The sequence below is a fragment of the Achromobacter mucicolens genome (genome assembly GCF_029866465.1).
Taxonomy (GTDB): domain Bacteria; phylum Pseudomonadota; class Gammaproteobacteria; order Burkholderiales; family Burkholderiaceae_B; genus Achromobacter; species Achromobacter mucicolens.
This window is the reverse complement of record NZ_CP123364.1, coordinates 5,319,733-5,343,519: the sequence shown is the minus strand read 5'-3', so window position 1 is coordinate 5,343,519 and position 23,787 is coordinate 5,319,733. Positions and strand designations below refer to the sequence as shown.

Genomic DNA, 23,787 nt, shown 5'->3' with positions numbered 1-23,787 from the left:
AACGGGGCGATCACTGGATGGCTCCGGGGCCGAGCAGGCCCGGCGAAGCCAGGAACGCGCCCAGGCGGCCTTGCGAGGCCAAGAGGAGGTCGCAGCATTCGCGTACGGCCCCGCTTCCGCCGGGCAGGGTGGAAACCCAGTGGGCCGCCTGGCTGACGTAGCCGGGAGCGTTGGGCACGCTGGCCGCAAAGCCGGCGCGCTGCAAGGCCGGCAGGTCGATGATGTCATCGCCCATGTAGCCGGTTTGATTCAGTTGGACACCGCAGCGCTGCGCAAGTTCGGTCAAGGCGCTGCCCTTGTCGCGCACGCCCTGGATGACTTCGGCGATGCCCAGTTCCGCGGCGCGGCGGGCGACGATGGGGCCGGAACGTCCGGTGATCAGCGCCACTTTCAGGCCGCCTTCCATCAGCAGCCGCAGCCCGTGGCCGTCCAGCGCGTGGAAGCGCTTTTGCAGTTCACCGCCTTCGCCGTAATAGAGGCTGCCGTCGGTCAGCACGCCGTCCACGTCGAAAACCATCAGGCGCACGGCCGCGGCGCGTTCGCGCACGATGGCAGGGATACGGGCAAGCACCAGCGCTTCGGCCGGGTGATTCACGGAAGCAGAAAGGTTCATAGTCATACCACTTTAGCGGCCATCAGATCGTGCATGTGCAATGCGCCGACCAGCGCGCCGTCATTGTCCAACACCAGCATGTGATTGAGCCGTTGTTCGTCCATCTGCCGGGCGGCCTCGACCGCCAGCGCCTCGGGATTGATGCTGCGGGGCGAGCGCGTCATGCCCGCCTCGACGGTCAGGCTGCGGATGTCGCCGTGCCGCGCGATGAGACGGCGCAGGTCGCCGTCGGTGAAGATGCCCTGCGGGCGGTGCTGCGCGTCGGTGACGACGGTCATGCCCATGCCCTTGGCCGACATGACCTCCAGCGCCTGCGATACCGGGGTGCCCGCCATGACGATGGGCAGGGCGTCTCCCTGGCGCATGACGTCGCGCACGTGGGTGAGCAGGCGGCGGCCCAGCGCGCCGCCCGGGTGCGAGCGGGCGAAGTCCTGCGGCCCGAAACCGCGGGCCTCCAGGCAGGCGACAGCCAGGGCGTCGCCCAGCGCCAGGGCGGCGGTCGTGCTGGCGGTGGGCGCCAGGTTCATCGGGCAGGCTTCCTGGGCCACGCTGGCATCCAGGTGGATGTCGGCCTGCCGGGCCAGTTCGGATTGCGGGTTGCCGGTGATGGCAACCAGCCCCGCGCCCATGCGGCGCACGACGGGCAGGATGGTCAGCAATTCCGAGCCTGAGCCGGAATAGGAGATCGCGATGAGGACGTCGTCGCGGGTGATCATGCCCAGATCGCCGTGGACGGCCTCGGCTGCGTGCACGAAGAAGGCGGGCGTGCCGGTGGAGGCCAGCGTCGCGGCGATCTTGCGGGCGATGTGTCCCGTTTTTCCGATGCCGCTGACGACCACCCGGCCGCGGCAGGCGAGCAGCAGGTCAACGACACGCGTGAAGCTGTCGTCCAGCCGGGCGGACAGGTCTTGCAGCCCTTGGCTTTCAATCTGAAGCGTTCTGCGCGCAGATGCCAGCGCGGTGCCGGACGAAGAGGTGGGATGGTCGTTCATGGGGCGGATTTTAATCGCAGTACGCTAGTTTGCCCCGCGCAGGGGCGTATGGCATGCTGGCGAGTCTTTCAACGGCTTTCAAACTTTCCTTCCAGGCCCGCTCCATGTCCAGCATTTCCAGTCCCGTCCTTGGCACGCCACTGTCCCCCTTGGCCACCCGCGTCATGCTGCTGGGTTCCGGTGAACTGGGCAAAGAGGTCATCATCGCCCTGCAGCGCCTGGGCGTCGAAGTCATCGCGGTGGATCGGTATGCCGACGCCCCGGGCCATCAGGTGGCGCACCGGGCGCATGTGGTGTCGATGACCGACCCGCAGGCCTTGCGGCAGGTCATCGAAGCGGAGCAACCGGACGTTATTGTCCCCGAAATCGAGGCCATTGCCACCAGCTTGCTGGTGGAACTGGAAGCGGCCGGCGTGGCGCGGGTCACCCCCACGGCCCGCGCGGCACAGCTCACCATGAATCGCGAAGGCATCCGCCGCCTGGCGGCCGAGACGTTGGGGCTGCCGACCTCGCCCTACCGTTTTGTCGACACCGAGGACGAGCTGCGCCAGGCCATCGACGGCGGCATCGGCTATCCCTGCGTCATCAAGCCGGTCATGTCCTCGTCGGGCAAGGGGCAGTCGGTCATCAAGAGCGCCGACGACGTGGCCTCCGCGTGGCGCTACGCCCAGGAAGGCGGACGGGTCGGGGGCGGCCGCGCCATCGTCGAGGGGTTCATCCGCTTCGACTACGAAATCACGCTTCTGACCGTACGGGCCCGCGGGGCCGACGGCCAGGTCGAGACCTGCTACTGCGAACCCATCGGCCACAAGCAGGTCGACGGCGACTACGTCGAAAGCTGGCAGCCGCACCCCATGTCTCCGGCGGCGCTCCAGCGTGCGCGCGACATCGCGCTGGCCGTCACGTCCGAGCTGGGCGGACTGGGCATTTTCGGCGTCGAGCTCTTCGTGGCGGGCGACCAGGTCTGGTTCTCCGAGGTCAGCCCGCGTCCGCACGACACCGGCATGGTCACCATGATTACCCAGGTGCAGAACGAGTTCGAACTGCACGCGCGCGCGCTGCTGGGGCTGCCGGTCGACCCCAGCCTGCGCCAGCCCGGCGCCAGCAGCGTCATCTATGGCGGTGTGGAAGCCCGGGCGGTGACGTTCCATGGCGTGGCCGAGGCGCTGGCCGAGCCCGGCACGGACATCCGCCTCTTCGGCAAGCCCGAATCCTTCGTGAAACGCCGCATGGGCGTGGGCCTGGCCGTGGCGGAAGACGTTGCTGCCGCCCGCGCCAAGGCCAAGCGCGTGTCGGCCGCCGTGACCGTCAAGGCCGGTTGATCGTCCGCGCGGGCCTGTCCCGGACCGGGTAGCGCCCGCCGTTACCCCGCTTTTTCCCCCCCCATCAACGCCACCCGCCAACCGGCCGGTGGCGTTTTTGCTGGGCGCCATTCCCCGATTTGTGTTGTATGGCTGTCACGTTCGGCGGCTAATTTGGCCTGCCCGTGCCCTGAATGGCGCCCGGTTGCGCCTTCGCCCCTGAGCGCAGTGTGGTTTGCGCTTTCTCATCGTTTGTTCGATAATTTCAGAAATTTCTGAAATCGAAGTAACTGCATGTGTCGTGCTGCCCTTCGCTGTGTTACTGGCTGATCCTCATGGCGCTTTCCCCCCAGATCGAACGATTTGTCCTGCACTTTGGTGAAATGGGCAGCCGTTGGGGCGTGAACCGCACCGTCGGCCAGATCTACGCGCTGCTGTTTCTCGCGCCGCAGCCGCTGAACGCCGACGATATCGCCGAGGCCCTGGGCTTTTCGCGCTCGAACGTCAGCCTCGGGCTGAAAGAGCTGCAGTCCTGGCGCCTGGTCAAGCTGATGCATCAGGTGGGCGACCGCCGCGACTACTTCGAGACCCCCAAGGACGTCTGGGAAATCTTCCGCATCCTCATGGAAGAGAAGCGCAAGCGCGAAGTCGACCCCACCCTCACGCTCCTGCGCGACACGCTGCTGGAGTCGCCGTCCGGGCCCGACGAGGCTTACGCGCAACAACGAATGACCGAAATGCTGGAGCTCATCGAACTATCCACGGGGTGGTTCGATGAGGTTCAACGGCTGCCGCCCGAAACCCTGCAAAGCCTCATGAAACTTGGTTCCAAGGTTCAGAAGGTGTTGGGTTTCGCCGGCAAATTGCGGGGCAAGGGCTGACCCGTCACGCCTCGATTTTTCAGGAAACCTCTATGAAGTTGTATGCAACGCCCCTAACATGGCGCGGTAGACGGCCTGGGAACCATGCCGGTTGCCGCAGCGCGTCGACGCCTTGGGAGCAGCCTCATGATTGATCTCGATGTCGTGAATCTCTCGCGGTTCCAGTTCGCCGCGACTGCGCTCTACCATTTCATCTTTGTCCCGCTCACGCTTGGCCTGTCGTTCATCCTGGCCATCATGGAAAGCGTGTACGTCATGACCGGACGCGCCATCTGGAAGAAGATGACGATGTTCTGGGGCACGCTGTTCGGCATCAACTTCGCGCTGGGCGTGGCCACGGGCGTGGTGATGGAGTTCCAGTTCGGCATGAACTGGTCCTACTACAGCCACTACGTGGGCGACGTCTTCGGCGCGCCGCTGGCCCTTGAAGGGCTGATGGCGTTCTTCCTGGAAGCCACCTTCGTCGGCCTGTTCTTCTTCGGCTGGAACCGCATGTCCAAGGTCAGCCACCTGGCCGTGACCTGGCTGGTGGCCTTCGGCACGAACTTCTCGGCCCTGTGGATCCTGATCGCCAACGGCTGGATGCAGAACCCTGTCGGCGCGGTCTTCAATCCGGACACGATGCGCATGGAAATGACCGACTTCGCCGCGGTCATCTTCAACCCGGTCGCGCAAGCCAAGTTCGTGCATACCGTCAGTGCCGGTTACGTGGCGGGCGCCATGTTCGTCATGTCGATCAGCGCGTGGTATCTGCTGCGCGGCCGTCATATCGACCTGGCCAAGCGCTCGATGGCGGTAGCTGCCAGCTTCGGCCTGGCCGGCGCACTGTCGGTGGTCGTGCTGGGCGATGAAAGCGGCTATCTCACCACCGAACACCAGAAGATGAAGATCGCGGCCATGGAGTCCATGTGGCACACCGAGCCCGCGCCCGCGTCCTTCAACCTGATCGCCATCCCGAACCAGGCCGAGCGCCGCAACGATTTCGCGATCGAGATTCCCTATGTCATGGGCATCATCGGCACGCGTTCGCTGACCACGCCGCTGCTGGGCATCAACGACCTGATCCTGCGCGCCGAGAATCGCATCCGCGACGGCATCGTGGCCTACGAGGCCCTGCAGAAGATCCGCGCGAACCCGAAGGATGTGGATGCGCGCATGGTGTTCGACAGGACCTGGCCGGACCTGGGCTACGCGCTCCTCGTCAAGCGCCATCAGCCCGACATCAGCAAGGTCACCGAAGCGGACATCAAGCAGGCCGCGATCGATACCGTGCCGACCGTGGCGCCGCTGTTCTGGGCGTTCCGCATCATGGTCGCGGTGGGCATGTACCTGATCCTGTTCTTCGGCGTGGCGTTCTGGCTTGCCTCGCGCGGCCGCCTGGACAAGCGTCCGGCGCTGCTCAAGGTGGCGTTGTGGAGCCTGCCGCTGCCCTGGGTCGCCATCGAAAGCGGCTGGTTCGTCGCCGAGTACGGCCGCCAGCCCTGGGTGATCGAAGGCGTGCTGCCCACGTACTACGCGGCGTCGGGCCTGACCATGACCGACCTCGTCATCAGCCTGTCGATCTTCCTGGTGCTGTACACGATCCTGCTCATCATCGGCGTGAAGGTCATGCTGCACGCCATCAAGGCCGGACCGAAATCCGACGGGCCGGCGCCGGGTGATGCCGCCGCCGATCCCGTCCACGCCGCCGTGCGCGCCTGAGGGGAGAAACGCAAATGGATACCCTAATTCCTTTTGACTACGGCACGCTGCGCGTGGTGTGGTGGGTGCTGCTGGGCGCCTTGCTCATCGGCTTTGCCGTCATGGACGGCTTTGACCTGGGCGTGGCGGCGCTGTTGCCGGTGGTCGCCAAGACCGACGCCGAGCGCCGCATCGTCATCAACGTGGTGGGGCCGGTCTGGGAAGGCAATCAGGTCTGGCTCATCACCGCGGGCGGCGCCATCTTTGCCGCGTGGCCCTTGCTCTATGCCGCCTCGTTCTCGGGCTTTTACCTGGCGATGATGCTGGTCCTGCTGGCGCTGATCCTGCGGCCGGTGGGCTTCAAGTACCGCAGCAAGATGGAAGGCACGCGCTGGCGCAATCGCTGGGACGCCGTGCTGTGCTTCTCGGGCGTGGTGGCGTCGCTGGTGTTCGGCGTGGCGATGGGCAACATCGTGCTGGGCGTGCCGTTCACCTTCGATGCCGTGACGCTGCGCCCGATCTACGAAGGGCACTTCTTCCAGCTGTTCATGCCGTTCGCCCTGCTTGCAGGCGTGCTGAGCGTGGTGATGCTGGCCATGCACGGCGCGGTGCTGCTGGCGTGGCGCACGGATGATCCCGTGTCCGCGCGCGCTCGCAACTGGGGCCGCCTGTGCGCGGTGCTGACGGCAGTGCTGTTCGTGGCCGGCGGTTTCTGGGTCGCGGGCGGCGTGCCGGGCCATGCAATCACCAGCGCGGTCGATATGTCCGCACCGTCCGATCCGATGCTCAAGACCGTGTCGGTGCAGACAGGCGCCTGGATGGCCAATTACGCGAAGTGGCCGTGGATGTGGATCGCGCCCGCGCTGGGCGTGGCCGGCGCGGTGCTGGCGGCGCTGCTCTTGACCGTGCGCGCCAACATGCTGGCATTCCTGTCGTCCTCGGCGTCGATCGCCGGCGTGATCCTCACGGTGGGCTTCTCGCTCTTTCCGTTCATCATGCCGTCCTCGACCAATCCGAAGGCCGGCCTGACCATCTGGGACGGCTCGTCCAGCCACCTGACGCTGTGGATCATGGTGATTGCCGTGGCCATCTTCCTGCCGATCGTGACCGTCTACACCGGCTGGGTGTACCGCGTCATGCGCGGCAAGGTCACCCATGATTCGGTGGGCGACACGCCCAACTCGTACTGATAAAGGAGCCTCGTCCATGTGGTATTTCTCGTGGATTCTCGGCCTTGGCCTGGCGTGCGCATTCGCCATTCTCAATGCGATGTGGTTCGAGCTGCGCGAAGGTCAGACCCATGACCCGCGCGCCAGCCGCGACGTCGAGTGAGCGGCGGCGCAAGCAGCCTCGAGCACGACCCGTCGGCGTCCCTGCAGAAGCCGCCGCGCGAACAGTCGCGGTGGCTGATGGGACTGGCCAGGACGGCGCGGTATCCGCTGATCGTGGCGGGCGCCGCGCCGCTGGTCAGCGGCGCATTGCTCGTCGTGCAGGCCTGGCTTCTTGCCAGCGTGCTGGACTCGGCGATCGTTGGCGGCGTGCCGCGGCATGAACTGCTGGGCGGCATCGCCGGTATTGCGGGGCTGATGCTGCTGCGCGCGTGCATCGCCTGGGCGGGCGAGCGCGCCGGCGCGGATGCCTCCGAGCGCATCAAGCGCCACGTTCGCCAGTCGCTGTTCCTGCGGCTGGTGCAAAAAGGCCCTTACTGGAGCCGCGGCAAAACGTCGGGTGAACTGGCGAGCGCGGTGGTCGACCAGGTCGAGGCGCTGGATGGATTCTTTGCGAAGTATCTGCCCGCGATGGCCGCGGCCGCGATGCTGCCGGTGGCATTCGCGGTGGTGCTTCTTCCCGTCGACGTGATCGCGGGCTTGGTGCTGCTGATCACGGCGCCGCTGATTCCGCTCTTCATGGCGCTGGTGGGGTGGGGCGCGCAAGGCGCCAGCCGCCGCCACCTGCGAGCCTTTGCCCGGCTGTCGGGGTTTTTCGCGGACCGGCTGCGTGGGCTGTCCACGCTGAAGCTGTATGGGCGCGCGCAAGCCGAGGCCCAGTCCGTCGTGGCGGCCAGCGATGCGCTGCGCCAGCGGACGATGTCGGTGCTGCGCATCGCGTTTCTGTCCTCGGCCGTACTGGAATTTTTTGCCGCGTTGGGCGTGGCGGGCATTGCGGTATACATCGGCCTGACTTACCTGGGATTTCTGGACATGCGCTGGTCGCCGCTGACGCTGCAGGCCGGGCTGTTCTGCCTGTTGATGGCGCCCGAGGTCTACGCGCCGCTGCGCCAGTTTGCCGCGCATTATCACGACCGCGCGACGGCGCTGGCCGCCGTCACGCAAATCGCCGTCCTGTTCGATGGCCTGCCGCAAGCCGAGGCCGAAGCAGCGCCCGCTTTGGGCGGCAAGCCCGCGCATGCCGGCAAGGGCGCCGCGGTTGCCATCGATGGCTTGCGGGTCGAGGCGCCGGGACGCGGCCACGCGGTGCTGGCCGATGTGGCGCTTACGCTCGCGCCGGGCGAGCATATGGCGCTGATGGGACCCAGCGGCATCGGCAAGTCCACCCTGATCGAAGCCATCGCGCGCCTGCGGCCCGCCGACGGTGATATTCGCATCGATGGCCTGCCGCTGGCGCAATGGGACGAGACCGCCTTGCGCCAGCGTGTGGCGCTGATCGGCCAGCGGCCGCAATTGCTGGCCGGATCGATCGCCGACAACATCCGGCTGGGCCGGCCCGGCGCCACGGATGCGCAGGTCGAGGATGCCGCGCGTCGCGCTTGCGTGCTGGAATTCGCGCAGGACCTGCCGCAAGGATTGGATACCGTGCTGGGCAGCCGCGGCCACGGCTTGTCCGGCGGGCAGGCGCAGCGCGTGGCGCTGGCCCGCCTGTTCCTGCGCGATCCGGGGCTTATCCTGCTGGACGAACCCACCGCCCACCTGGACGACGCGACGCAGGCCCGGGTGCTGGATGAGATTCTGCAATTTGCCGCTGGCCGCACCTTGGTGCTGGCGACGCACGCGCCCGCGGTGGCCGCGCGCTTGCCGCGCGTGGCGCGCATCGCCGCCGGCGCCGTGGAAGACGCATGAAGAATCTGTTGTTGCTCCTGCCGCTATACGCACGCCGCAAAGGCGGGCTTTTGCTCGCATTGTTCTGTGCGCTGGCGACCGTGGCCGCCGGCGTGGGACTGCTGGGCGTGTCGGGCTGGTTCCTGACGGGCGCGTTCCTGGCCGGCGCCGGCAGCGTCTTCAACCTGTTTGCGCCGTCCGCGCTGGTGCGGGGACTGTCCTTCCTGCGGATCGTGTCGCGCTATGCCGACCGGGTGGTCGGTCATGCCGCCACGCTGCGCTTGTTGGCGGATCTGCGCGCCTTGGTGTTTTCGGCGCTGATCCGGCTGACGCCGCGTCAGCTTGCGCGTTATCGCAGCGGCGATCTGGTCGCCCGCATGACGAACGACGTCGATGCGTTGGATACGGTCTTTCTGTTTGTGCTGGCGCCGCTGGCCACCGCCATCGTTGCCGGCGCGGTGCTGACCGCCGTGCTGGGGCAATGGGTTCCCGCGGCGGCGCTGGTCTTTGCACTGGCGCTGCTGACGGCGTGCGTGATCGTGCCCCTGTGGCTGCTGCGCGCGGCGCGCAAGCCGGGCGCAGCCGCGCAGGAAAGCGCGGCGGGGTTGCGCGCCGCCACGCTGGATGCGGTTGACGGCCACGCCGACATGGTGGCCCTGCATGCCCAGGCCGAGACGCTGGCGCATTTCGAGCGTCTGTGCGAAGCCAGCGCCCAGGCGCGCCGCAGCCAGGCGCGGGTGGCGGTGCGCGGGCAATGGTTCCTGCAGGTGGCCGCGGGCGTGGCGGTGATGGCGCTGTTGTGGTTCGGGCTTGCCGCGCATGAGGCGGGGCGGATCGAAGCCCCCGTCCTGGCGGGCTTGCTGCTGGCCGTCATCGGCATTTTCGAGGTCGCCGGTCCGATCATGCGGGGCGCATCCCGGATGGGATCGGCAATGTCGGCCGCCGCGCGCATCCGCGAGGTCACGCAATGCGAACCCGACATGCAGGATCCGGCGGGGCCGCGCCCCTTGCCCCACAGCGGCGCGCTGGAACTGGATGGTGTCGGCTTCGCCTATCCGGCCCGCGCCGCCGGCGATGGCGTGCGGGTACTGAAAGACATCAACCTGCGAATCGAACCGGGCGAACGCGTGGCCATCCTGGGCCCAAGCGGCGCGGGGAAGTCCACGCTGCTGCATCTGATCCTAAGGCTTGAGGATCCGCAGGCAGGGCAGGTCCGCTTCGGCGGGTGCGATGCGCGCGAATGTGCGCAGGCCGACTGGCACCGGCGGATCGTCCTGCTTTCGCAGGATTCGCCCCTGTTTCTGGGCACGCTGCGCACGAACCTGTTGATCGGCAATCCCGACGCCGACGATGGCGCGCTTTGGCAGGCGCTGGATGCAGCAAGACTCGGTGATTTCGTGCGCGGCCTGCCCGATGGCCTGGACACCTGGGCTGGCGAAACCGGCTCGCAGCTGTCGGCCGGGCAAGCGCGGCGCCTGTGCCTGGCCCGGGCGTTGCTGGCGCCCGCCGCGGTCATCGTGCTGGACGAGCCGACCGCGGGATTGGATGGCGCGGCAGAAGCGGCATTCTTTGCGGACCTGGAACACGCGGTGCGCGGACGCACCGTGGTGCTGGCCACGCACGCGGCCCTGCCCGAGGGCGCGGTGCACCGTTGCCATGTGTTGCGCAACGGTCGGCTGCATGACATGTCATCGCATGCGGCAATCCTGGCTTAAGCGCGGCGGCGCGGTTATAGTTCGCCTTGCTTCAATTCACTCAGGGCCGTATCCATGCAGACCGACAACGCCGAGTTCATCCGGCGCACCATCCGCAGCGTTCCGGACTGGCCCCAACCCGGTGTCACGTTCCGCGATATCACGCCGGTGCTGCAGGATCCGCGTGCGTTCCGCGTCCTGATCGATCTCTTCGTCTATCGCTACATGCGCCAGCGCCTGGATCTGGTGGCGGGTGTGGACGCGCGCGGCTTCATCGTGGGCAGCGTGCTGGCCTATGAACTGAATCTGGGCTTCGTGCCCGTGCGCAAGAAGGGCAAGCTGCCTTACCGCACGGTGGCAGAGGAATACTCGCTCGAATACGGCAACGCGGCCGTCGAGATGCACACGGATTCGGTCCGTACGGGCCAGCGTGTCCTGCTGGTGGACGATCTGATCGCCACGGGCGGCACCATGCTCGCGGCCATCAAGCTGCTGCAGCGCCTGGGCGCCAACGTGGTGGAAGCCGCCGCGATCATTGATTTGCCGGATCTGGGCGGGTCCGCCAAGGTGGCTGCCACCGGCACGCCGCTCTACACGGTCTGTCAGTACGGCGCAGACACGACGCCGTAGCGGTACGGCATCAGCCGCCTCCTTCGCAGGAGGCCGCCCTGCGCACCTTCCTCAGGCGTCAGACAAGCGGGGCTGGATGAAATCCAGAAAAGCCTTGGTCTTGGCCGGCAGCATGCGCGAGGGCAGCAGCGCAAACAAGGGCAGGGGCGTCAGGCTCCACTCCGGCAGCACGCGCACCAACCCCGTTTGCTTGATGGCGCGCTCCATCGCGTCGAACACCAGCAGCGGGGTGATGCCCAACCCCTGACCGGCCAATCGTCCCAGCATCCCCACGTTATTGGCCGACAGGCGGCCAGACACCTGCACGCGCTCGACCTTGTCGCCCGAATGGAGCATCCAGAAGGACGATTCCTCGCGCATGGTGGGGCGCAGGCATTCGTGGTGGGTCAGGTCCGCCGGTACCCGCGGTTCGCCGTGGCGGGCCAGATACTCGGGCGACGCATAGAGCTGGTGCGCCATCAGCACGATCTTGCGCGAGATGAGGCTGGAATCGGGCTGCTGCCCGAAACGCAGGATCAGGTCGAAGGGATTACTGATGGGATCGATCGGGCGCATGCTCAGATCGAAGTCGCATTCGATATCCGGATGCTGTTCGCGAAATTCGCGGATCACGGCGGGCAGGAACAATTGCGCCAGGCTGGTCGGCAGCGAGATCCGCAGACGGCCCTTGGGCTGCACGGCCATGTCCAGCAGTTGGTCGTGCGCGATGCGCGCCTCTTCGACGATATGGCGGCAACGTTCGAAGTAGATGGCGCCGGCTTCGGTCAGATCGATCTTGCGGGTGCTGCGGTTGAGCAGCCGCATGCCCACGCTGCGTTCCAGTTCGCTGACCCGGCGCGAGAGCGTGGAGGTCGGGATATTCAAGGCTTCGGCGGCGTGGCTGAAGTTCTTGCGCTTGGCGACCTCGACGAATAGCGCGATGTCGTTAAGCTGAATGTCCATGAATGTCCTCGAGACTCAAGTTTCCATTTCTGGCAGATTCGTATGATAAATGGAATTATTGTCCCGCCAGTAGAAATGTCTATTTCTCCACTTTGAACAACAATTCCATCGCGTGGGGGCTTCATATTGCGATACCCACCTTGCGGGAAACTGAACAAATTCGAGGTTTGGCATCATCCTGCGCAACCATTGCGGGCCCGTTCCACATAGAGCCATGACGCGGATCCGGCAAGCAATTGTCCCATCCGTGCAAATATGTTCCCCAAATTAAGGGTTTTTACTAAGCGCCAATCGCCAGATACTTCGTCCCAGCAATCAAATTGTCATATCGAGCCCGCCAGCCTGGCGCAAGACGATGTGCAACGTTTAGGATGGAGTCATCGCAATGAAAGCCCTAGCAACCGCACTCATGGTTACCGCTACTCTGGTTGGCATGTCCGCCGCTCACGCCGATGGCAAGACGCGTGAACAAGTCCAGCAGGAACTACAAGCCGCCAAGGCCGCAGGCACCGTCACGTTCGGCGAACTGGACTATCCGCCCGCTGCCCCCCAGACCACCAGCCTGTCGCGCGATCAGGTTCAGCAGGAACTGCAAAGCGCCAAGGCCGCAGGCCAGGTGACGAGCGCTGAACTCGACTATCCGCCCAAGGCCGTCTCGCAGACCGCCGGCAAGACCCGTGCGGAAGTTCGCCAGGAACTGGCCGATGCCAAGGCGCGCGGCGAATACACGTTCGGCGAACTGGATTACCCGCCCAAGGGCCGCTGATTCAAAACCGGCTATCCAGCCGCCCGGAAGGTCACCGAAAGAACCCCTTGTGACGCCGAGGGGTTTTTTTGCGTCCTGCTTTTTTTGCGTCCTGCGTTTTGTGCGGCGGCTGAATCCGTGTGGCATTTACGCTGCAAAAACTGTTCCGCTCCCGCTACATCTGTTTCCCGCCAGGACGCGCGCCGCATGGCCGATCCGGTGATGTGAAAGCGCGATGCGAGCAATGATTCATATTTGAGATCAAGGTGTTAGCAGGCGCCAAGTGACGCCGCGCGCCTTCAGGGGCGCGTCATTATCCCAACCATGGAAAGTAGTTCGTCGAAATCCGGGTTACTACGAACTGCTACAAGCCGGACACTACCTCCAGTGCATCAGCCGCGCGATTGGACGCAGCGGCATGCGAGGTTCCGCGGTCTTGCGGCGCCAAGCAGTGCGCCTTTCATCTCGCCATTTTGGGGTTTCAAATGAAGAAGACGTTTTTGGCCGTCGCGTTGCTGACCGGCTTTGCCGGCGCCGCGCAGGCCGCCGATTCCGTGACGCTGTACGGTTTGATCGACGCTGGCCTTGGCTACGAAAAAGTGAAGTTCAAGGGCGACTCGCAGAGCCGCATCGGTGCGGTGCAGGGCGTGAGCAGCGGTTCGCGCTTCGGTCTGCGCGGCACGGAAGACCTGGGCGACGGCCTGCGCGCGGTGTTCACGCTGGAAGGCGGCTTCGGTCCCCTGAACGGCAACTCGCTGCAGAGCAACCGCCTGTTCGGCCGTCAGGCCACCGTCGGCCTGGACAGCGATTCGTGGGGCCGTCTGGAATTCGGCCGTCAGACCAACCTGGCCTCGAAGTACTTCGGCTCGATCGACCCGTTCTCGATCAGCTACAACAACGCCAACATGGGCACCACGTTCGGCAGCGCCAACACGATGCGCCTGGACAACATGGTCCTGTATCAGACCCCCAGCCTGGGCGGCCTGAAGGTCGGCCTGGGTTATGCGTTCAGTGCGGACGACACCGTTACCGACTCGACGCAGAAGGGCTTTGCGACGGGCAACAACAACCGCGTGATCACCGCCGGCGTGCAGTACGTCAACGGCCCGCTGAACCTGGCCGCCGCCTACGATCGCTTCAACCCGTCCAACGACCGCGTCGGCGGCAAGGATGCGGCGCGCATTCAGGAATACATCGTCGGCGGTTCGTACGACTTTGAAGTCGTGAAGCTGGCCGCCGCCTTTGGCCAGACCCGCGACGGCTGGTTCATCGGCCAGAACATGGGCACCACGCCCGACGGCATGAACAAGCTGGGTTCGTTCAAGCTGGCCGACGGCTTTCGCGCCAACTCGTACATGGTCGGCGCCACCGTGCCGCTGGGCCGCCACGCCGTGTTCGGCTCGTGGCAGCGCGCCACCGCCAGCAATGACAAGCTGACGGGTGACGACGCAACGTTCAACGTGTACAGCCTTGGCTATACCTACGAGTTCACCAAGCGCACGAACCTGTACGCGTACGCCTCTTATGGCGACAACTACGCGTTCCAGCACGATGCCACCGATACGGCGGTTGCCGTCGGTCTGCGTCACCGTTTCTAAGCAACAGCGCGTCCGGCCGGACCTTGCTGAATGCGCGGGCCATTCTCCGTGGACCGCCGAGTGACAGCGAACCCCCCCTACATTGGGTTCGGCCGGGCGTGACTTGCGCCCAGAAGGGAAGGGCCTCCGCAAGGAGGCCCTCTCGCATTGCAGCGCCGGAACTACAGGAAGAGCTTGTAGGCCGGGTTGTCGGTCTCGTTCCAGTGGGGATAACCCAATTCCGCCACGAAGTTGCGGAACAGCTTCTTGTCCGCGGGCGGCACCTGGATGCCGATCAGGATGCGGCCGTAGTCCGCGCCCTGGTTGCGGTAATGGAACAGGCTGATGTTCCAGTCGGGATTCATCGCATTCAGAAAGCGCATCAGCGCGCCCGGACGCTCGGGAAATTCAAACCGGTACAGCAATTCGTTTCGCGCCAGCGCCGAGCGGCCGCCCACCATGTGGCGCAGGTGGGTCTTGGCCATTTCGTCGTGAGTCAGATCCAGCGTGTCGAATCCGTGCCGGCGGAAGTTCGCGGCGATCTTGTCGGGTTCCGCGGCGGACGAGACCTGGATGCCGACGAACACGTGGGCGCGATCCGCGTCCGAGATGCGGTAGTTGAATTCGGTGACGCTGCGTTCGCCCACCAGTTCGCAGAAGCGGCGGAAACTCCCGCGCTGCTCGGGCATGGTGACCGCGAAGACGGCCTCGCGCATTTCGCCGACCTCGGCGCGTTCGGCCACGAAGCGCAGCCGGTCGAAGTTCATGTTCGCGCCGCATGCAATGGCGACGAGCGTCTTGTTCTTCAGGTTGTGCTCGGCCGCGTACTGCTTGGCGCCTGCCACCGCCATCGCGCCGGCCGGCTCCAGCACGCTGCGCGTGTCCTGAAAGACGTCCTTGATGGCCGCGCAGATCGCATCGGTGTTGACCACCACGTAATCGTCCACGTACTTGCGCGCCAGCTTGAAGGTCTCGGCGCCCACCATCTTGACCGCCGTGCCGTCCGAGAACAGGCCGACGTCGTTCAGCTGGACGCGCCGGCCCGCGCGCACGCTGCGCAGCATGGCGTCGGAGTCCTCGGTCTGCACGCCGATGATCTTGATTTCGGGACGCAGCTGCTTGATGTACGCCGCGACCCCGGCAATGAGGCCGCCGCCGCCGATGGCCACGAAGATCGCATCGATGTGGCCGGGGTGCTGGCGCAGGATTTCCATGCCGACGGTGCCCTGGCCGGCGATCACGTCGGGATCGTCGAAGGGATGGACGAAGGTCAGCTTCTCTTTCTTTTCCAGCACCTGCGCGTGCGCGTAGGCATCCGAAAAGCTTTCGCCGGCCAGCACGACCTCGCCGCCCAGGCGGCGCACGGCATCGATCTTGACCTGCGGGCTGGTCGTGGGCATGACGATCACGGCGCGGCAGCCCAGGCGGCTGGCCGCCAGCGCGACGCCCTGCGCGTGGTTGCCGGCCGAGGCGGCGATGACGCCGCGGTTGCGGGCCGCCGGACTCAGGTTCGCCATCTTGTTGTAGGCGCCGCGCAGCTTGAAGCTGAACACCGCCTGGGTATCCTCGCGCTTGAGCAACATCGTGTTCGACATCCGCTGCGACAGCAGGGGCGCTGCCTCGAGCGGGGATTCGACCGCAACGTCGTAAACCTTGGAAGTCAGGATGCGTTTCAGATAATCAGTGGACATGGACCGCGCGACAGGGCAAGAGTGGGGACTGGCCAGGATTATTGCAGGGAATGCCTGTCGCCTTCCCGGTTTCCCGCGGCTACACTGCCGCAACCATGGAAGAAAGTCTCTTATCCGCAGTTCATTGGCTCTTGGGGGTGCTGGCGCTGCCCTCCGTGGGCCTGCCGGCCATCTTCACCGTCTCGCTCGTGTCCGCGACCCTGCTGCCGCTGGGCTCCGAGCCGGCGGTGTTCGGCTATATCAAGCTATCGCCGGACATGTTCTGGCCCGCCGTCCTGGTGGCGACGGCCGGCAACACCGTGGGCGGGGCCATCAGCTACGCGATGGGGCTTGGCGCCGAGAAAGCGGTCGAGCGCTGGAAGGAAAAGCATCCCCATCCGCATCCCAAGGCCACCGAAGGCGGCCGGATGCGCGGACGCTGGAACGAGCGTGCCCACGATTGGCTGCATCGGATGGGGCCGCCGGCGCTGCTCTTGTCCTGGTTGCCCGCGGTGGGTGACCCCCTGTGCGCCGTCGCGGGCTGGTTGCGCCTGTCCTTCTGGCCCTGCGTCTTCTACATGGCCATCGGCAAATTCATGCGCTATCTGTTCATGACTGCCGGCCTGCTCTGGTTCTTCCCGGGCAAAATCTAGCGCTGACGCCACACTTAAACGGGGACGAAACACGTCGTCCCCGATGCGCTTTTGCACGGCTTGCCCGGGTTATTCGGGGCCAGGTCGGGACAATGGCATAAAATACTTTTTTAAGGGCCCCCTCTTGCCGCCATGAACGCCCCACTCGCCAGCCACATCTTGAACGGGGCGATGCCGCCCGCCGCACCCGCGCGATTGCGCGAAATCCCCTACAACTACACGTCGTTTTCCGACCGCGAAATCGTGGGCCGGTTGCTGGGCGAAGATGCCTGGAGCCTGTTGAGCGATCTGCGCGGCGAGCGCCGCACGGGCCGTTCCGCCCGGATGCTCTACGAAGTGTTGGGCGATATCTGGGTCGTGCGCCGCAACCCTTACCTGCAGGATGACCTGCTCGACAATCCCAAGCGCCGCAAGCAGCTCATCGAGGCCTTGCATCACCGCCTTGGCGAAATCGACAAGCGCCGCGAACCGGGCGCGCCCGCCGAAGCCGGCCACGATCCGCATCGCGACGAGAAGGTGGTCGGGCTGCTGGCCCGGGCGCGTTCGGCCATTGCCGCCTTCGAAGGCGAGTTCGACCAGACTGCCATGATGCGCAAGCAGGCCCAGAAGGTGCTGGGCCGCATCACGGCGCGCGACAACATCAAGTTCGACGGCCTGTCGCGCGTGTCGCACGTTACCGATGCGACCGACTGGCGCGTGGAATACCCCTTTGTCGTGCTCACGCCCGACACCGAGGACGAGATCGCCGCGCTGGTCACCGCCTGTATCGAACTGGGCCTGACCATCGTGCCGCGCGGCGGCGGAACCGGGTACACCGGCGGCGCCATTCCGCTGACCTGGAAGTCGGCGGTCATCAACACCGAGAAATTCGACAAGCTGGGCAAGGTCGAGTCCTGTATCCTGCCCGGCCTCACCGAGCCCGTCGCGGTCATCCATGCCGGCGCCGGCGTGGTCACCAAGCGCGTGTCCGAAGCGGCCGAGGCGGCCGGCTTTGTGTTCGCCGTGGACCCGACGTCCGCCGAGGCCTCGTGCGTGGGCGGCAACATCGCCATGAACGCCGGCGGCAAGAAGGCCGTGCTGTGGGGCACCGCGCTGGACAACCTGGCCTGGTGGCGCATGGTCGATCCGGACGGCAACTGGCTGGAAGTGACGCGCCTGGACCACAACATGGGCAAGATCCATGACGTGGAAGTGGCCCGCTTCGAACTCAAGTGGTTCGACGGCAAGGGCAAGCCCGGCGAACGCCTGCTCAAGACCGAGACGCTGGAAATCCAGGGCCGCGTGTTCCGCAAGGAAGGCCTGGGCAAGGACGTCACCGACAAGTTCCTGGCAGGTCTGCCCGGCATCCAGAAAGAAGGCTGCGACGGTCTGATCACGTCGGCGCGCTGGGTGCTGCACCGCATGCCGCGCCACACGCGCACCGTCTGCATGGAATTTTTCGGGCAGGCGCGCGACGCCATCCCGTCGATCGTCGAGGTCAAGGGTTACCTGGACGGCGAAGGCAAGGCGCGCGGCGCCATCCTGGCCGGCCTGGAGCACCTGGACGAACGCTATCTGCGCGCGGTGGGCTACGCCACCAAGAGCAAGCGCGGCGTGCTGCCCAAGATGGTCCTGATCGGCGACATCGTCGGCGATGACGACGACGCGGTGGCCGCAGCCGCCAGCGAGGTCGTGCGCCTGGCCAACACGCGCCACGGCGAAGGCTTTGTGGCCGTCAGCCCCGAGGCGCGCAAGAAATTCTGGCTGGACCGTTCGCGCACCGCCGCGATCGCCCGTCACACCAACGCCTTCAAGATCAACGAAGACGTCGTGATCCCGCTGCCCCGCATGGGCGAATACACGGACCACATCGAACGCATCAACATCGAGCTCTCCACGAGCAACAAGCTCAAGCTGCTGGGGGAACTTGACGCCTATCTGTGCACGCCGCTGCCGGTGGGCAAGATCGACGATGCCGACATCGAAACCACCCGCGCCGAAGCGCTGGCCGAGCGCACGCGCCAGGCCATCGAACTGATCGCCGCCACGCGCCAGCGCTGGCAATGGCTGCTGGACAACCTGGACCTGCCGCTGGGCGAGGCGCTGCCGCAACTGGACGGACTGGGCCTTGGCGAACTGCGCGCCACGTTGACCCAACGCCTGGCCGCCCAGCCCGGCGCACGCGTCTTTGACGTGGTGCAGGACCGCACCATCCGGGTCTCCTGGAAGACCGAGGTGCTGGCGGGCCTGCAGCGCGCGTTCTCGGGCGCGGCCTACAAGAAGATCGTCGACGAACTCGTCGCCATTCACGCCCGGGTGCTCAAGAGCCGCGTGTTCGTCGCGCTGCACATGCACGCCGGCGACGGCAACGTGCACACCAACATCCCGGTCAACTCGGACGACTACGAAATGCTGCGCGAGGCCCACGCGGCCGTCGAGCGCATCATGCAGATCGCCCGCGACCTGGACGGCGTGATCTCCGGCGAACACGGCATCGGCCTGACCAAGTACGAGTTCCTGACCGAAGCCGAGCTGGCCCCGTTCCAGGACTACAAGCGCCGCGTCGACCCGAATGGCCACTTCAACGCCGGCAAGCTCATGCCCGGCGCGGACCTGCGCCATGCCTGGACGCCCAGCTTCAACCTGATGGGCCACGAGTCGCTGATCATGCAGCAGAGCGACATCGGCGCCATCTCGGAATCGATCAAGGACTGCCTGCGCTGCGGCAAGTGCAAACCGGTGTGCGCCACGCACGTGCCGCGCGCGAACCTGCTGTACTCGCCCCGCAACAAGATTCTGGCCACGTCGCTGCTGGTCGAAGCCTTCCTGTACGAAGAGCAGACCCGCCGCGGCGTCAGCCTGAAGCACTGGGAAGAGTTCGAAGACGTTGCCGACCACTGCACCGTCTGCCACAAGTGCTACAACCCCTGTCCGGTCGACATCGACTTCGGCGACGTGTCGATGAACATGCGCGCCGTGCTGCGCCGCATGGGCCGCAAGTCGTTCAACCCGGGCACGGCCAGCGCCATGTTCTTCCTGAACGCCAAGGATCCGGCCACCATCAACGCCACCCGCAAGGCGATGGTGGGCGTGGGCTACAAGGTGCAGCGCGCCGCGCACGACCTGTTCTCGGGCCTGGTCAAGAAGCAGACGGCCAAGCCGCCCGCCACGGTAGGCAAGCCGCCGCTGCGCGAGCAGGTGGTGCACTTCGTGAACAAGAAGATGCCGGGCGGGCTGCCCAAGCAGGCCGCGCGCAAATTGCTCGACATCGAAGACGCGAACTACGTGCCGATCATCCGCGACCCCAAGGCCACCACGGCCGACACGGAAGCGGTGTTCTACTTCCCGGGCTGCGGTTCCGAGCGCCTGTTCTCGCAGGTGGGCCTGGCCACGCAGGCGATGCTGTGGCACGCCGGCGTGCAGACCGTGCTGCCGCCCGGCTACCTGTGCTGCGGCTATCCCCAGCGCGGCAACGGCATGACCGACAAGGCCGAGCAGATCATCACCGACAACCGGGTGCTGTTCCACCGCGTCGCCAACACGCTGAACTACCTGGACATCAAGACCGTGGTGGTCAGCTGCGGCACCTGTTACGACCAGCTTGCCGGCTATGAATTCGAAAAGATCTTCCCGGGCTGCCGGCTGATCGACATCCACGAATACCTGCTGGAAAAGGGCATCAAGCTGGAAGGTGCCAAGGGCGTGCGCTACATGTACCACGACCCCTGCCACACGCCGATGAAGCTGCAGGAACCCATGAAGACCGTGCGCGCGCTGGTGGGCGATGGCGCGATCAAGAGCGACCGCTGCTGCGGCGAGTCGGGCACGCTGGCGGTCAGCCGACCCGATATCTCCACGCAGGTGCGCTTTCGCAAGCAGGAAGAGCTGCAGAAGGGCGATGCCGCGATCCGCAACGACGGCTTCACGGGCGACGTGAAGGTCCTCACCTCGTGCCCGTCGTGCCTGCAGGGCCTGTCGCGCTACGAAGGCGACACCGGCATGGAAGCCGACTACATCGTGGTCGAGATGGCGCGCCACATTCTTGGCGAAGGCTGGATGGAAGACTACGTGCGCCGCGCCAACGCGGGCGGGATCGAACGGGTCCTGGTGTAATCCTCGCCCTGCGCAATCGAGAACCGCGGCCAGCGATGGCCGCGGTTTTTTTTTGCGTCGCGCAATGCGGGAAACCGGGCAATGAAGGCGGTGGCACCAGCCCTTTTTTCCCCCCTTGAAACTCCAAAAACCGCTCCCATACTTGGCACTGAAGCGATCAGACGTGCGGTCGCGGTGGTGGCGATTGTGGCGCGTCTGCATCGGTCCCTTTTTTGATCCGAGGAGACCTTCATGAGCAACTTTCCGTTCAACGACAGCGGCTTCGCGTCGGCCTTTGACGCCATTCAGGAACACATGGGCCGCGTGCTGCGCGGCGCTGGGGTGCCTGCCGCCTTGCGCGCCACGCCCCAGGGGTACTTTCCGCCCGTCAACGTCGGGGTGTCCGGCGATTCGATCGAAGTCGTTGCGTTCATTCCCGGTGTGGATCCGGATGGCTTGAACGTGTCGATCGAAAAAAGCCTGTTGACCATCAGCGGCGAGCGCAAGCCGCAGGACCTGCCCGAAGGCGCCCGCTACTACGCGCGCGAGCGTACGCAGGGCCGTTACACGCGCGTTATCGAGCTGCCTGCCGACGCCGATCCGGACAATGTGCAGGCGCGTTACACGGACGGCTGCCTGGCCATTTCGATCAAGCGTAAGGAATCGGCCAAGCCGCGCACCGTGACCGTGCAGTGACCCGCCAACGCAACCGCATAGGAGTAACGATCATGAATGAACGCAAAGACCTGACCGTGCCCGCCGAAGCGGCCGTCTCCGAAAAGCGCGACGGACGCGGGGTGACCGTGCCGGCCGTGGACATCTACGAGGACAAGGAAGGCATTACGCTGCTTGCGGACCTGCCGGGCGTGTCCAAGGAAAGGCTGCGCATCAACGTCGAGGCCGACGTGCTGCAGATCGAGGGCGAGGCCTCGGTCGAGACGCCGAGCGACCTGCGGCTGGTGCTGGGTGAAATGCGCGCGCCGCTCTTTCGCCGGGCGTTCCGGCTGGGGCAGGAGTTCGACCGCGCGCAGATCAGCGCGAGCCTGAAGCAGGGCCTTCTGACGCTGCGCATTCCGCGCGTGCGTGAGGCGCAGCCGCGGCAGATTCCTGTCGTGGCGGGGTGATTCGGGCGTCGGGACGCCATTTGGCGCCGGCCCACGGGTGTCGGGCGCCCGACGAGTCTCCACGGCAAATGGGGACTGTCTGCGCCGGGTGTCTGACACCATTCCAAGCAGGCCCATGAAAAAGCCGCGGTCGACTGACCGCGGCTTTTTGCCTTGCCGGATGGCGCCGGAGCGATCACTCCAGCTTGATGTTCGCCTTCTTGATGACGTCGGCCCAGGCGCTGCGCTCCTGATCGGCATACGTCTTGAAGTCCTGCGCCGACATCGGCATGGGGATGACGCCCATGTCCAGCATCTTCTGCGAGACCGCGGGCGACTTGAGCGTGGCGTCCAGGTCGGTCGACAGCTTCTTGACGACGGCTTCCGGCAGGCCGGCCGGGCCGACCAGGCCTTGCCAGGCGTAGGCCGTGAAGTTGGCCACGCCCTGTTCGGCCATCGTCGGGACGTCCGGCAGCACCGTCACGCGCTCGGGCGTGGCGGCGGCCAGCACGCGCAGCTTGCCGGCCTTGACGTTGGGCAGGCCCGATCCCAGATCGATGAACATCATGTCGACCTGGCCGCCCAGCAGGTCCTGGATGGCGGGCGCCGCGCCCTTGTACGGAACGTGCAGCACGTTGACGCCCGTGCGTTGCTTGAAGAGTTCCAGCGCCAGGTGATGCGGCGAGCCCGCGCCGGCGGATGCAGAGGTCAGCTTGCCCGGTTCCTTCTTGGCGGCAGCGAGTACGTCTTCGACCGTCTTGTACGGCGAATTGACGTTTACGGCCAGCAGCAGCGGGAACTTGGCGATGCCGCCGATGTAGGTGAACTTGGCGGGGTCGTAGGACAGCTTGGCGTAGAGCGACGAATTGAAGGCCAGCGTGCCGGAGTCCGCCGTGCCCACCAGGTAGCCGTTGGGTTCGGCCTGGGCGATGGCCGTGGCGCCGATGATGGTGCCGGCGCCCGGACGGTTCTCGACAACGATGGTCTGGCCCAGCGTCTTTTCCAGGCTGCTGGCCACGGTGCGGGCCACCACGTCGGTACCGCCGCCGGCGGGGTAGGGAACGATCCAGCGGACCGGTTGCGTGGGCCAGGATTGGGCGGATGCCGCGGTGGCGGCCAGCGACAGGGCGGCAAGCGCCAGCAGGCGCTTTGCGTGCTTGTGCATGAAGTGTCTCCTCGTGCGGGATATCGTGAGCGCGGCGCTTGCGTCGTTGATCGACGTCAACTTACGCCGCATATTTTTTGCGTGGCTATTATGCCTTGCGCCTGCGCAAAAAGGGGCCCGTGCATTGGGCCCCCTCAAACTCCCGCATCTCCGTCTTATTGCGGATCCGGATAACTTCGCGCGCCGAAGATGGCCGAGCCGATGCGGACCTCGGTCGAGCCCTCCTCGATGGCCAGTTCGAAGTCGCCGCTCATGCCCATCGACAGACGGTCCAGCGAAACGCCGGGAATGTTCTCTTTTGCCAGCCCATCGCGCAGCTCGCGCAGCGCGCGAAAGCAGGCACGGACTTCATCGGCATTGGGGGAGTTGACCGCCAATGTCATCAGCCCCTGCACGCGCAGCGTGGGATAGTCGGCGGCGATGCGGCGCAGGAACGGGCCGACCTCTTCGAGCGCCATCCCGTACTTGCTGGGTTCGGACGAGGTCTTGACCTGCACCAGCACGTCCAGCGTGCGGCCCGCATTCTGCAGGCGGCGGTGCAGGGCGTCGGCCAGTTCCACGCGGTCCAGGGATTGGACTTCCGACGCATCGCGCGCGGCGTCCTTGGCCTTGTTGGTCTGCAGGTGCCCGATCAGCACCCATTGCAGCCCCAAACCTGCCAGCGCCTCGGCCTTCTGGCGGATCTCCTGGGTCTTGTTCTCGCCAAAGCGGGTCAGGCCCAGCGCCATCGCTTCGCGGATGGCGTCCTCGCCAAAGGTTTTGCTGACGGGCAGCAGGGTCACGCTGCCAGGAGGACGGCCCGCCCGTTCGCAGGCCTCTCGGATGCGTTGCTGGATCCGGGCGAGGCGCCCGGCCATGGTGTCGTCGGCGGTCATGCAGCTCTCTGGGAAAACGGGATGTCCCATAGTGTAGGACGTGTTTTGGCGCTTGTCGGCGCGCGGACTAATAACCGGGCAAGGCTGGCGTTGACCCTGTCAGAGGGGCAGGCTTAGAATTTGCGGAGATTTGTTTATA

Annotated in this window: 20 protein-coding genes; 14 read left to right on the top strand and 6 right to left on the bottom strand. The window is 65.7% G+C overall.

The features are described from left to right. Nucleotides 1-10: 10 nt before the first annotated feature. Nucleotides 11-619: a KdsC family phosphatase gene (locus QEP15_RS24310; RefSeq protein WP_271263764.1), complete on the bottom strand. Its 609-nt coding sequence runs from the start codon at nucleotides 617-619 to the stop codon at nucleotides 11-13. Beyond that, the gene (locus tag QEP15_RS24305) at nucleotides 616-1,605 is read right to left on the bottom strand and encodes a KpsF/GutQ family sugar-phosphate isomerase (RefSeq protein WP_062838940.1); all 990 of its coding nucleotides are present in this window, start codon (nucleotides 1,603-1,605) and stop codon (nucleotides 616-618) included. The genes QEP15_RS24310 and QEP15_RS24305 overlap by 4 nt, the downstream gene beginning before the upstream one ends. A gap of 104 nt (nucleotides 1,606-1,709) precedes the next feature. Between QEP15_RS24305 and purT the strand changes: the two genes are divergently transcribed. The 8 genes from purT to QEP15_RS24265 all read left to right on the top strand — a co-directional run bounded on the left by purT (nucleotide 1,710) and on the right by QEP15_RS24265 (nucleotide 10,847). Then, a complete protein-coding gene (gene purT, locus QEP15_RS24300) occupies nucleotides 1,710-2,927 on the top strand; it encodes a formate-dependent phosphoribosylglycinamide formyltransferase (RefSeq protein ID WP_175156594.1) in 1,218 nt (405 codons plus the stop codon). Between the two features lie 314 nt (nucleotides 2,928-3,241). Then, a complete protein-coding gene (locus QEP15_RS24295; RefSeq protein WP_056319609.1) occupies nucleotides 3,242-3,787 on the top strand; it encodes a GbsR/MarR family transcriptional regulator in 546 nt (181 codons plus the stop codon). 126 nt (nucleotides 3,788-3,913) lie between these two features. Then, nucleotides 3,914-5,488: a cytochrome ubiquinol oxidase subunit I gene (locus QEP15_RS24290; RefSeq protein ID WP_056319612.1), complete on the top strand. Its 1,575-nt coding sequence runs from the start codon at nucleotides 3,914-3,916 to the stop codon at nucleotides 5,486-5,488. Nucleotides 5,489-5,502: 14 nt separating this feature from the next. Next, on the top strand, nucleotides 5,503-6,657 hold the full coding sequence (gene cydB, locus QEP15_RS24285; protein WP_152382884.1) for a cytochrome d ubiquinol oxidase subunit II: 1,155 nt from the start codon (nucleotides 5,503-5,505) through the stop codon (nucleotides 6,655-6,657). A 16-nt stretch (nucleotides 6,658-6,673) separates the two neighbouring features. Further along, nucleotides 6,674-6,799: a cytochrome bd-I oxidase subunit CydX gene (cydX, locus tag QEP15_RS24280; protein WP_056319618.1), complete on the top strand. Its 126-nt coding sequence runs from the start codon at nucleotides 6,674-6,676 to the stop codon at nucleotides 6,797-6,799. Next, entirely contained in the window at nucleotides 6,796-8,544 is a 1,749-nt protein-coding gene (gene cydD / locus QEP15_RS24275; protein WP_416372821.1) for a thiol reductant ABC exporter subunit CydD, read from the top strand. The genes cydX and cydD overlap by 4 nt, the downstream gene beginning before the upstream one ends. Further along, nucleotides 8,541-10,238, top strand: a complete 1,698-nt coding sequence (gene cydC, locus QEP15_RS24270) for a thiol reductant ABC exporter subunit CydC (protein WP_217618575.1) — start codon at nucleotides 8,541-8,543, stop codon at nucleotides 10,236-10,238. The genes cydD and cydC overlap by 4 nt, the downstream gene beginning before the upstream one ends. Nucleotides 10,239-10,292: 54 nt before the next feature. Then, nucleotides 10,293-10,847, top strand: a complete 555-nt coding sequence (locus QEP15_RS24265) for an adenine phosphoribosyltransferase (RefSeq protein WP_056319625.1) — start codon at nucleotides 10,293-10,295, stop codon at nucleotides 10,845-10,847. Between the two features lie 51 nt (nucleotides 10,848-10,898). On the opposite strand, the gene QEP15_RS24260 is transcribed toward QEP15_RS24265, so the two are convergent. Beyond that, nucleotides 10,899-11,789: a LysR family transcriptional regulator gene (locus QEP15_RS24260; protein WP_056319627.1), complete on the bottom strand. Its 891-nt coding sequence runs from the start codon at nucleotides 11,787-11,789 to the stop codon at nucleotides 10,899-10,901. Between the two features lie 385 nt (nucleotides 11,790-12,174). Here QEP15_RS24260 and QEP15_RS24255 point away from each other — a divergent pair, with 385 nt between their 5' ends. Together QEP15_RS24255 and QEP15_RS24250 are read left to right on the top strand one after the other, a co-directional pair. Continuing rightward, the gene (locus QEP15_RS24255) at nucleotides 12,175-12,555 is read left to right on the top strand and encodes a DUF4148 domain-containing protein (protein WP_175156590.1); all 381 of its coding nucleotides are present in this window, start codon (nucleotides 12,175-12,177) and stop codon (nucleotides 12,553-12,555) included. A gap of 464 nt (nucleotides 12,556-13,019) precedes the next feature. Next, the gene (locus tag QEP15_RS24250; protein WP_062838947.1) at nucleotides 13,020-14,132 is read left to right on the top strand and encodes a porin; all 1,113 of its coding nucleotides are present in this window, start codon (nucleotides 13,020-13,022) and stop codon (nucleotides 14,130-14,132) included. Nucleotides 14,133-14,293: 161 nt separating this feature from the next. Here the strand turns inward: QEP15_RS24250 and ilvA are convergent, their stop codons facing one another. Continuing rightward, entirely contained in the window at nucleotides 14,294-15,802 is a 1,509-nt protein-coding gene (gene ilvA, locus QEP15_RS24245) for a threonine ammonia-lyase, biosynthetic (RefSeq protein WP_056319636.1), read from the bottom strand. A gap of 95 nt (nucleotides 15,803-15,897) precedes the next feature. On the opposite strand from ilvA, the gene QEP15_RS24240 reads away from it, so the two are divergent. From QEP15_RS24240 to QEP15_RS24225, 4 genes are all read left to right on the top strand, one after another. Next, a complete protein-coding gene (locus QEP15_RS24240; RefSeq protein WP_056319771.1) occupies nucleotides 15,898-16,434 on the top strand; it encodes a YqaA family protein in 537 nt (178 codons plus the stop codon). A 132-nt stretch (nucleotides 16,435-16,566) separates the two neighbouring features. Further along, nucleotides 16,567-20,526: a DUF3683 domain-containing protein gene (locus tag QEP15_RS24235; RefSeq protein WP_175156589.1), complete on the top strand. Its 3,960-nt coding sequence runs from the start codon at nucleotides 16,567-16,569 to the stop codon at nucleotides 20,524-20,526. A 231-nt stretch (nucleotides 20,527-20,757) separates the two neighbouring features. Further along, nucleotides 20,758-21,201, top strand: a complete 444-nt coding sequence (locus QEP15_RS24230; protein WP_175156588.1) for an Hsp20/alpha crystallin family protein — start codon at nucleotides 20,758-20,760, stop codon at nucleotides 21,199-21,201. A 32-nt stretch (nucleotides 21,202-21,233) separates the two neighbouring features. Then, a complete protein-coding gene (locus QEP15_RS24225) occupies nucleotides 21,234-21,629 on the top strand; it encodes an Hsp20/alpha crystallin family protein (protein ID WP_056319645.1) in 396 nt (131 codons plus the stop codon). Between the two features lie 175 nt (nucleotides 21,630-21,804). Here QEP15_RS24225 and QEP15_RS24220 read toward each other — a convergent pair whose 3' ends face one another. Continuing rightward, a complete protein-coding gene (locus QEP15_RS24220; RefSeq protein WP_056319648.1) occupies nucleotides 21,805-22,773 on the bottom strand; it encodes a Bug family tripartite tricarboxylate transporter substrate binding protein in 969 nt (322 codons plus the stop codon). A 155-nt stretch (nucleotides 22,774-22,928) separates the two neighbouring features. Beyond that, a complete protein-coding gene (locus tag QEP15_RS24215; RefSeq protein ID WP_056319653.1) occupies nucleotides 22,929-23,648 on the bottom strand; it encodes a YggS family pyridoxal phosphate-dependent enzyme in 720 nt (239 codons plus the stop codon). Between the last annotated feature and the right edge of the window lie 139 nt (nucleotides 23,649-23,787).

Bases quoted from the DNA above. Each gene is read 5' to 3' on its own strand.
- cydC (WP_217618575.1), top strand. From the start codon at position 8,541: ATGAAGAATCTGTTGTTGCTCCTGCCGCTATACGCACGCCGCAAAGGC.
- QEP15_RS24240 (WP_056319771.1), top strand. From the start codon at position 15,898: ATGGAAGAAAGTCTCTTATCCGCAGTTCATTGGCTCTTGGGGGTGCTG.
- QEP15_RS24255 (WP_175156590.1), top strand. From the start codon at position 12,175: ATGAAAGCCCTAGCAACCGCACTCATGGTTACCGCTACTCTGGTTGGC.
- QEP15_RS24265 (WP_056319625.1), top strand. From the start codon at position 10,293: ATGCAGACCGACAACGCCGAGTTCATCCGGCGCACCATCCGCAGCGTT.
- QEP15_RS24310 (WP_271263764.1), bottom strand. From the start codon at position 619: ATGACTATGAACCTTTCTGCTTCCGTGAATCACCCGGCCGAAGCGCTG.
- QEP15_RS24235 (WP_175156589.1), top strand. From the start codon at position 16,567: ATGAACGCCCCACTCGCCAGCCACATCTTGAACGGGGCGATGCCGCCC.
- QEP15_RS24220 (WP_056319648.1), bottom strand. From the start codon at position 22,773: ATGCACAAGCACGCAAAGCGCCTGCTGGCGCTTGCCGCCCTGTCGCTG.
- cydX (WP_056319618.1), top strand. From the start codon at position 6,674: ATGTGGTATTTCTCGTGGATTCTCGGCCTTGGCCTGGCGTGCGCATTC.
- QEP15_RS24215 (WP_056319653.1), bottom strand. From the start codon at position 23,648: ATGACCGCCGACGACACCATGGCCGGGCGCCTCGCCCGGATCCAGCAA.
- QEP15_RS24290 (WP_056319612.1), top strand. From the start codon at position 3,914: ATGATTGATCTCGATGTCGTGAATCTCTCGCGGTTCCAGTTCGCCGCG.
- purT (WP_175156594.1), top strand. From the start codon at position 1,710: ATGTCCAGCATTTCCAGTCCCGTCCTTGGCACGCCACTGTCCCCCTTG.
- QEP15_RS24305 (WP_062838940.1), bottom strand. From the start codon at position 1,605: ATGAACGACCATCCCACCTCTTCGTCCGGCACCGCGCTGGCATCTGCG.
- cydB (WP_152382884.1), top strand. From the start codon at position 5,503: ATGGATACCCTAATTCCTTTTGACTACGGCACGCTGCGCGTGGTGTGG.
- ilvA (WP_056319636.1), bottom strand. From the start codon at position 15,802: ATGTCCACTGATTATCTGAAACGCATCCTGACTTCCAAGGTTTACGAC.
- QEP15_RS24260 (WP_056319627.1), bottom strand. From the start codon at position 11,789: ATGGACATTCAGCTTAACGACATCGCGCTATTCGTCGAGGTCGCCAAG.
- QEP15_RS24250 (WP_062838947.1), top strand. From the start codon at position 13,020: ATGAAGAAGACGTTTTTGGCCGTCGCGTTGCTGACCGGCTTTGCCGGC.
- QEP15_RS24230 (WP_175156588.1), top strand. From the start codon at position 20,758: ATGAGCAACTTTCCGTTCAACGACAGCGGCTTCGCGTCGGCCTTTGAC.
- QEP15_RS24225 (WP_056319645.1), top strand. From the start codon at position 21,234: ATGAATGAACGCAAAGACCTGACCGTGCCCGCCGAAGCGGCCGTCTCC.
- QEP15_RS24295 (WP_056319609.1), top strand. From the start codon at position 3,242: ATGGCGCTTTCCCCCCAGATCGAACGATTTGTCCTGCACTTTGGTGAA.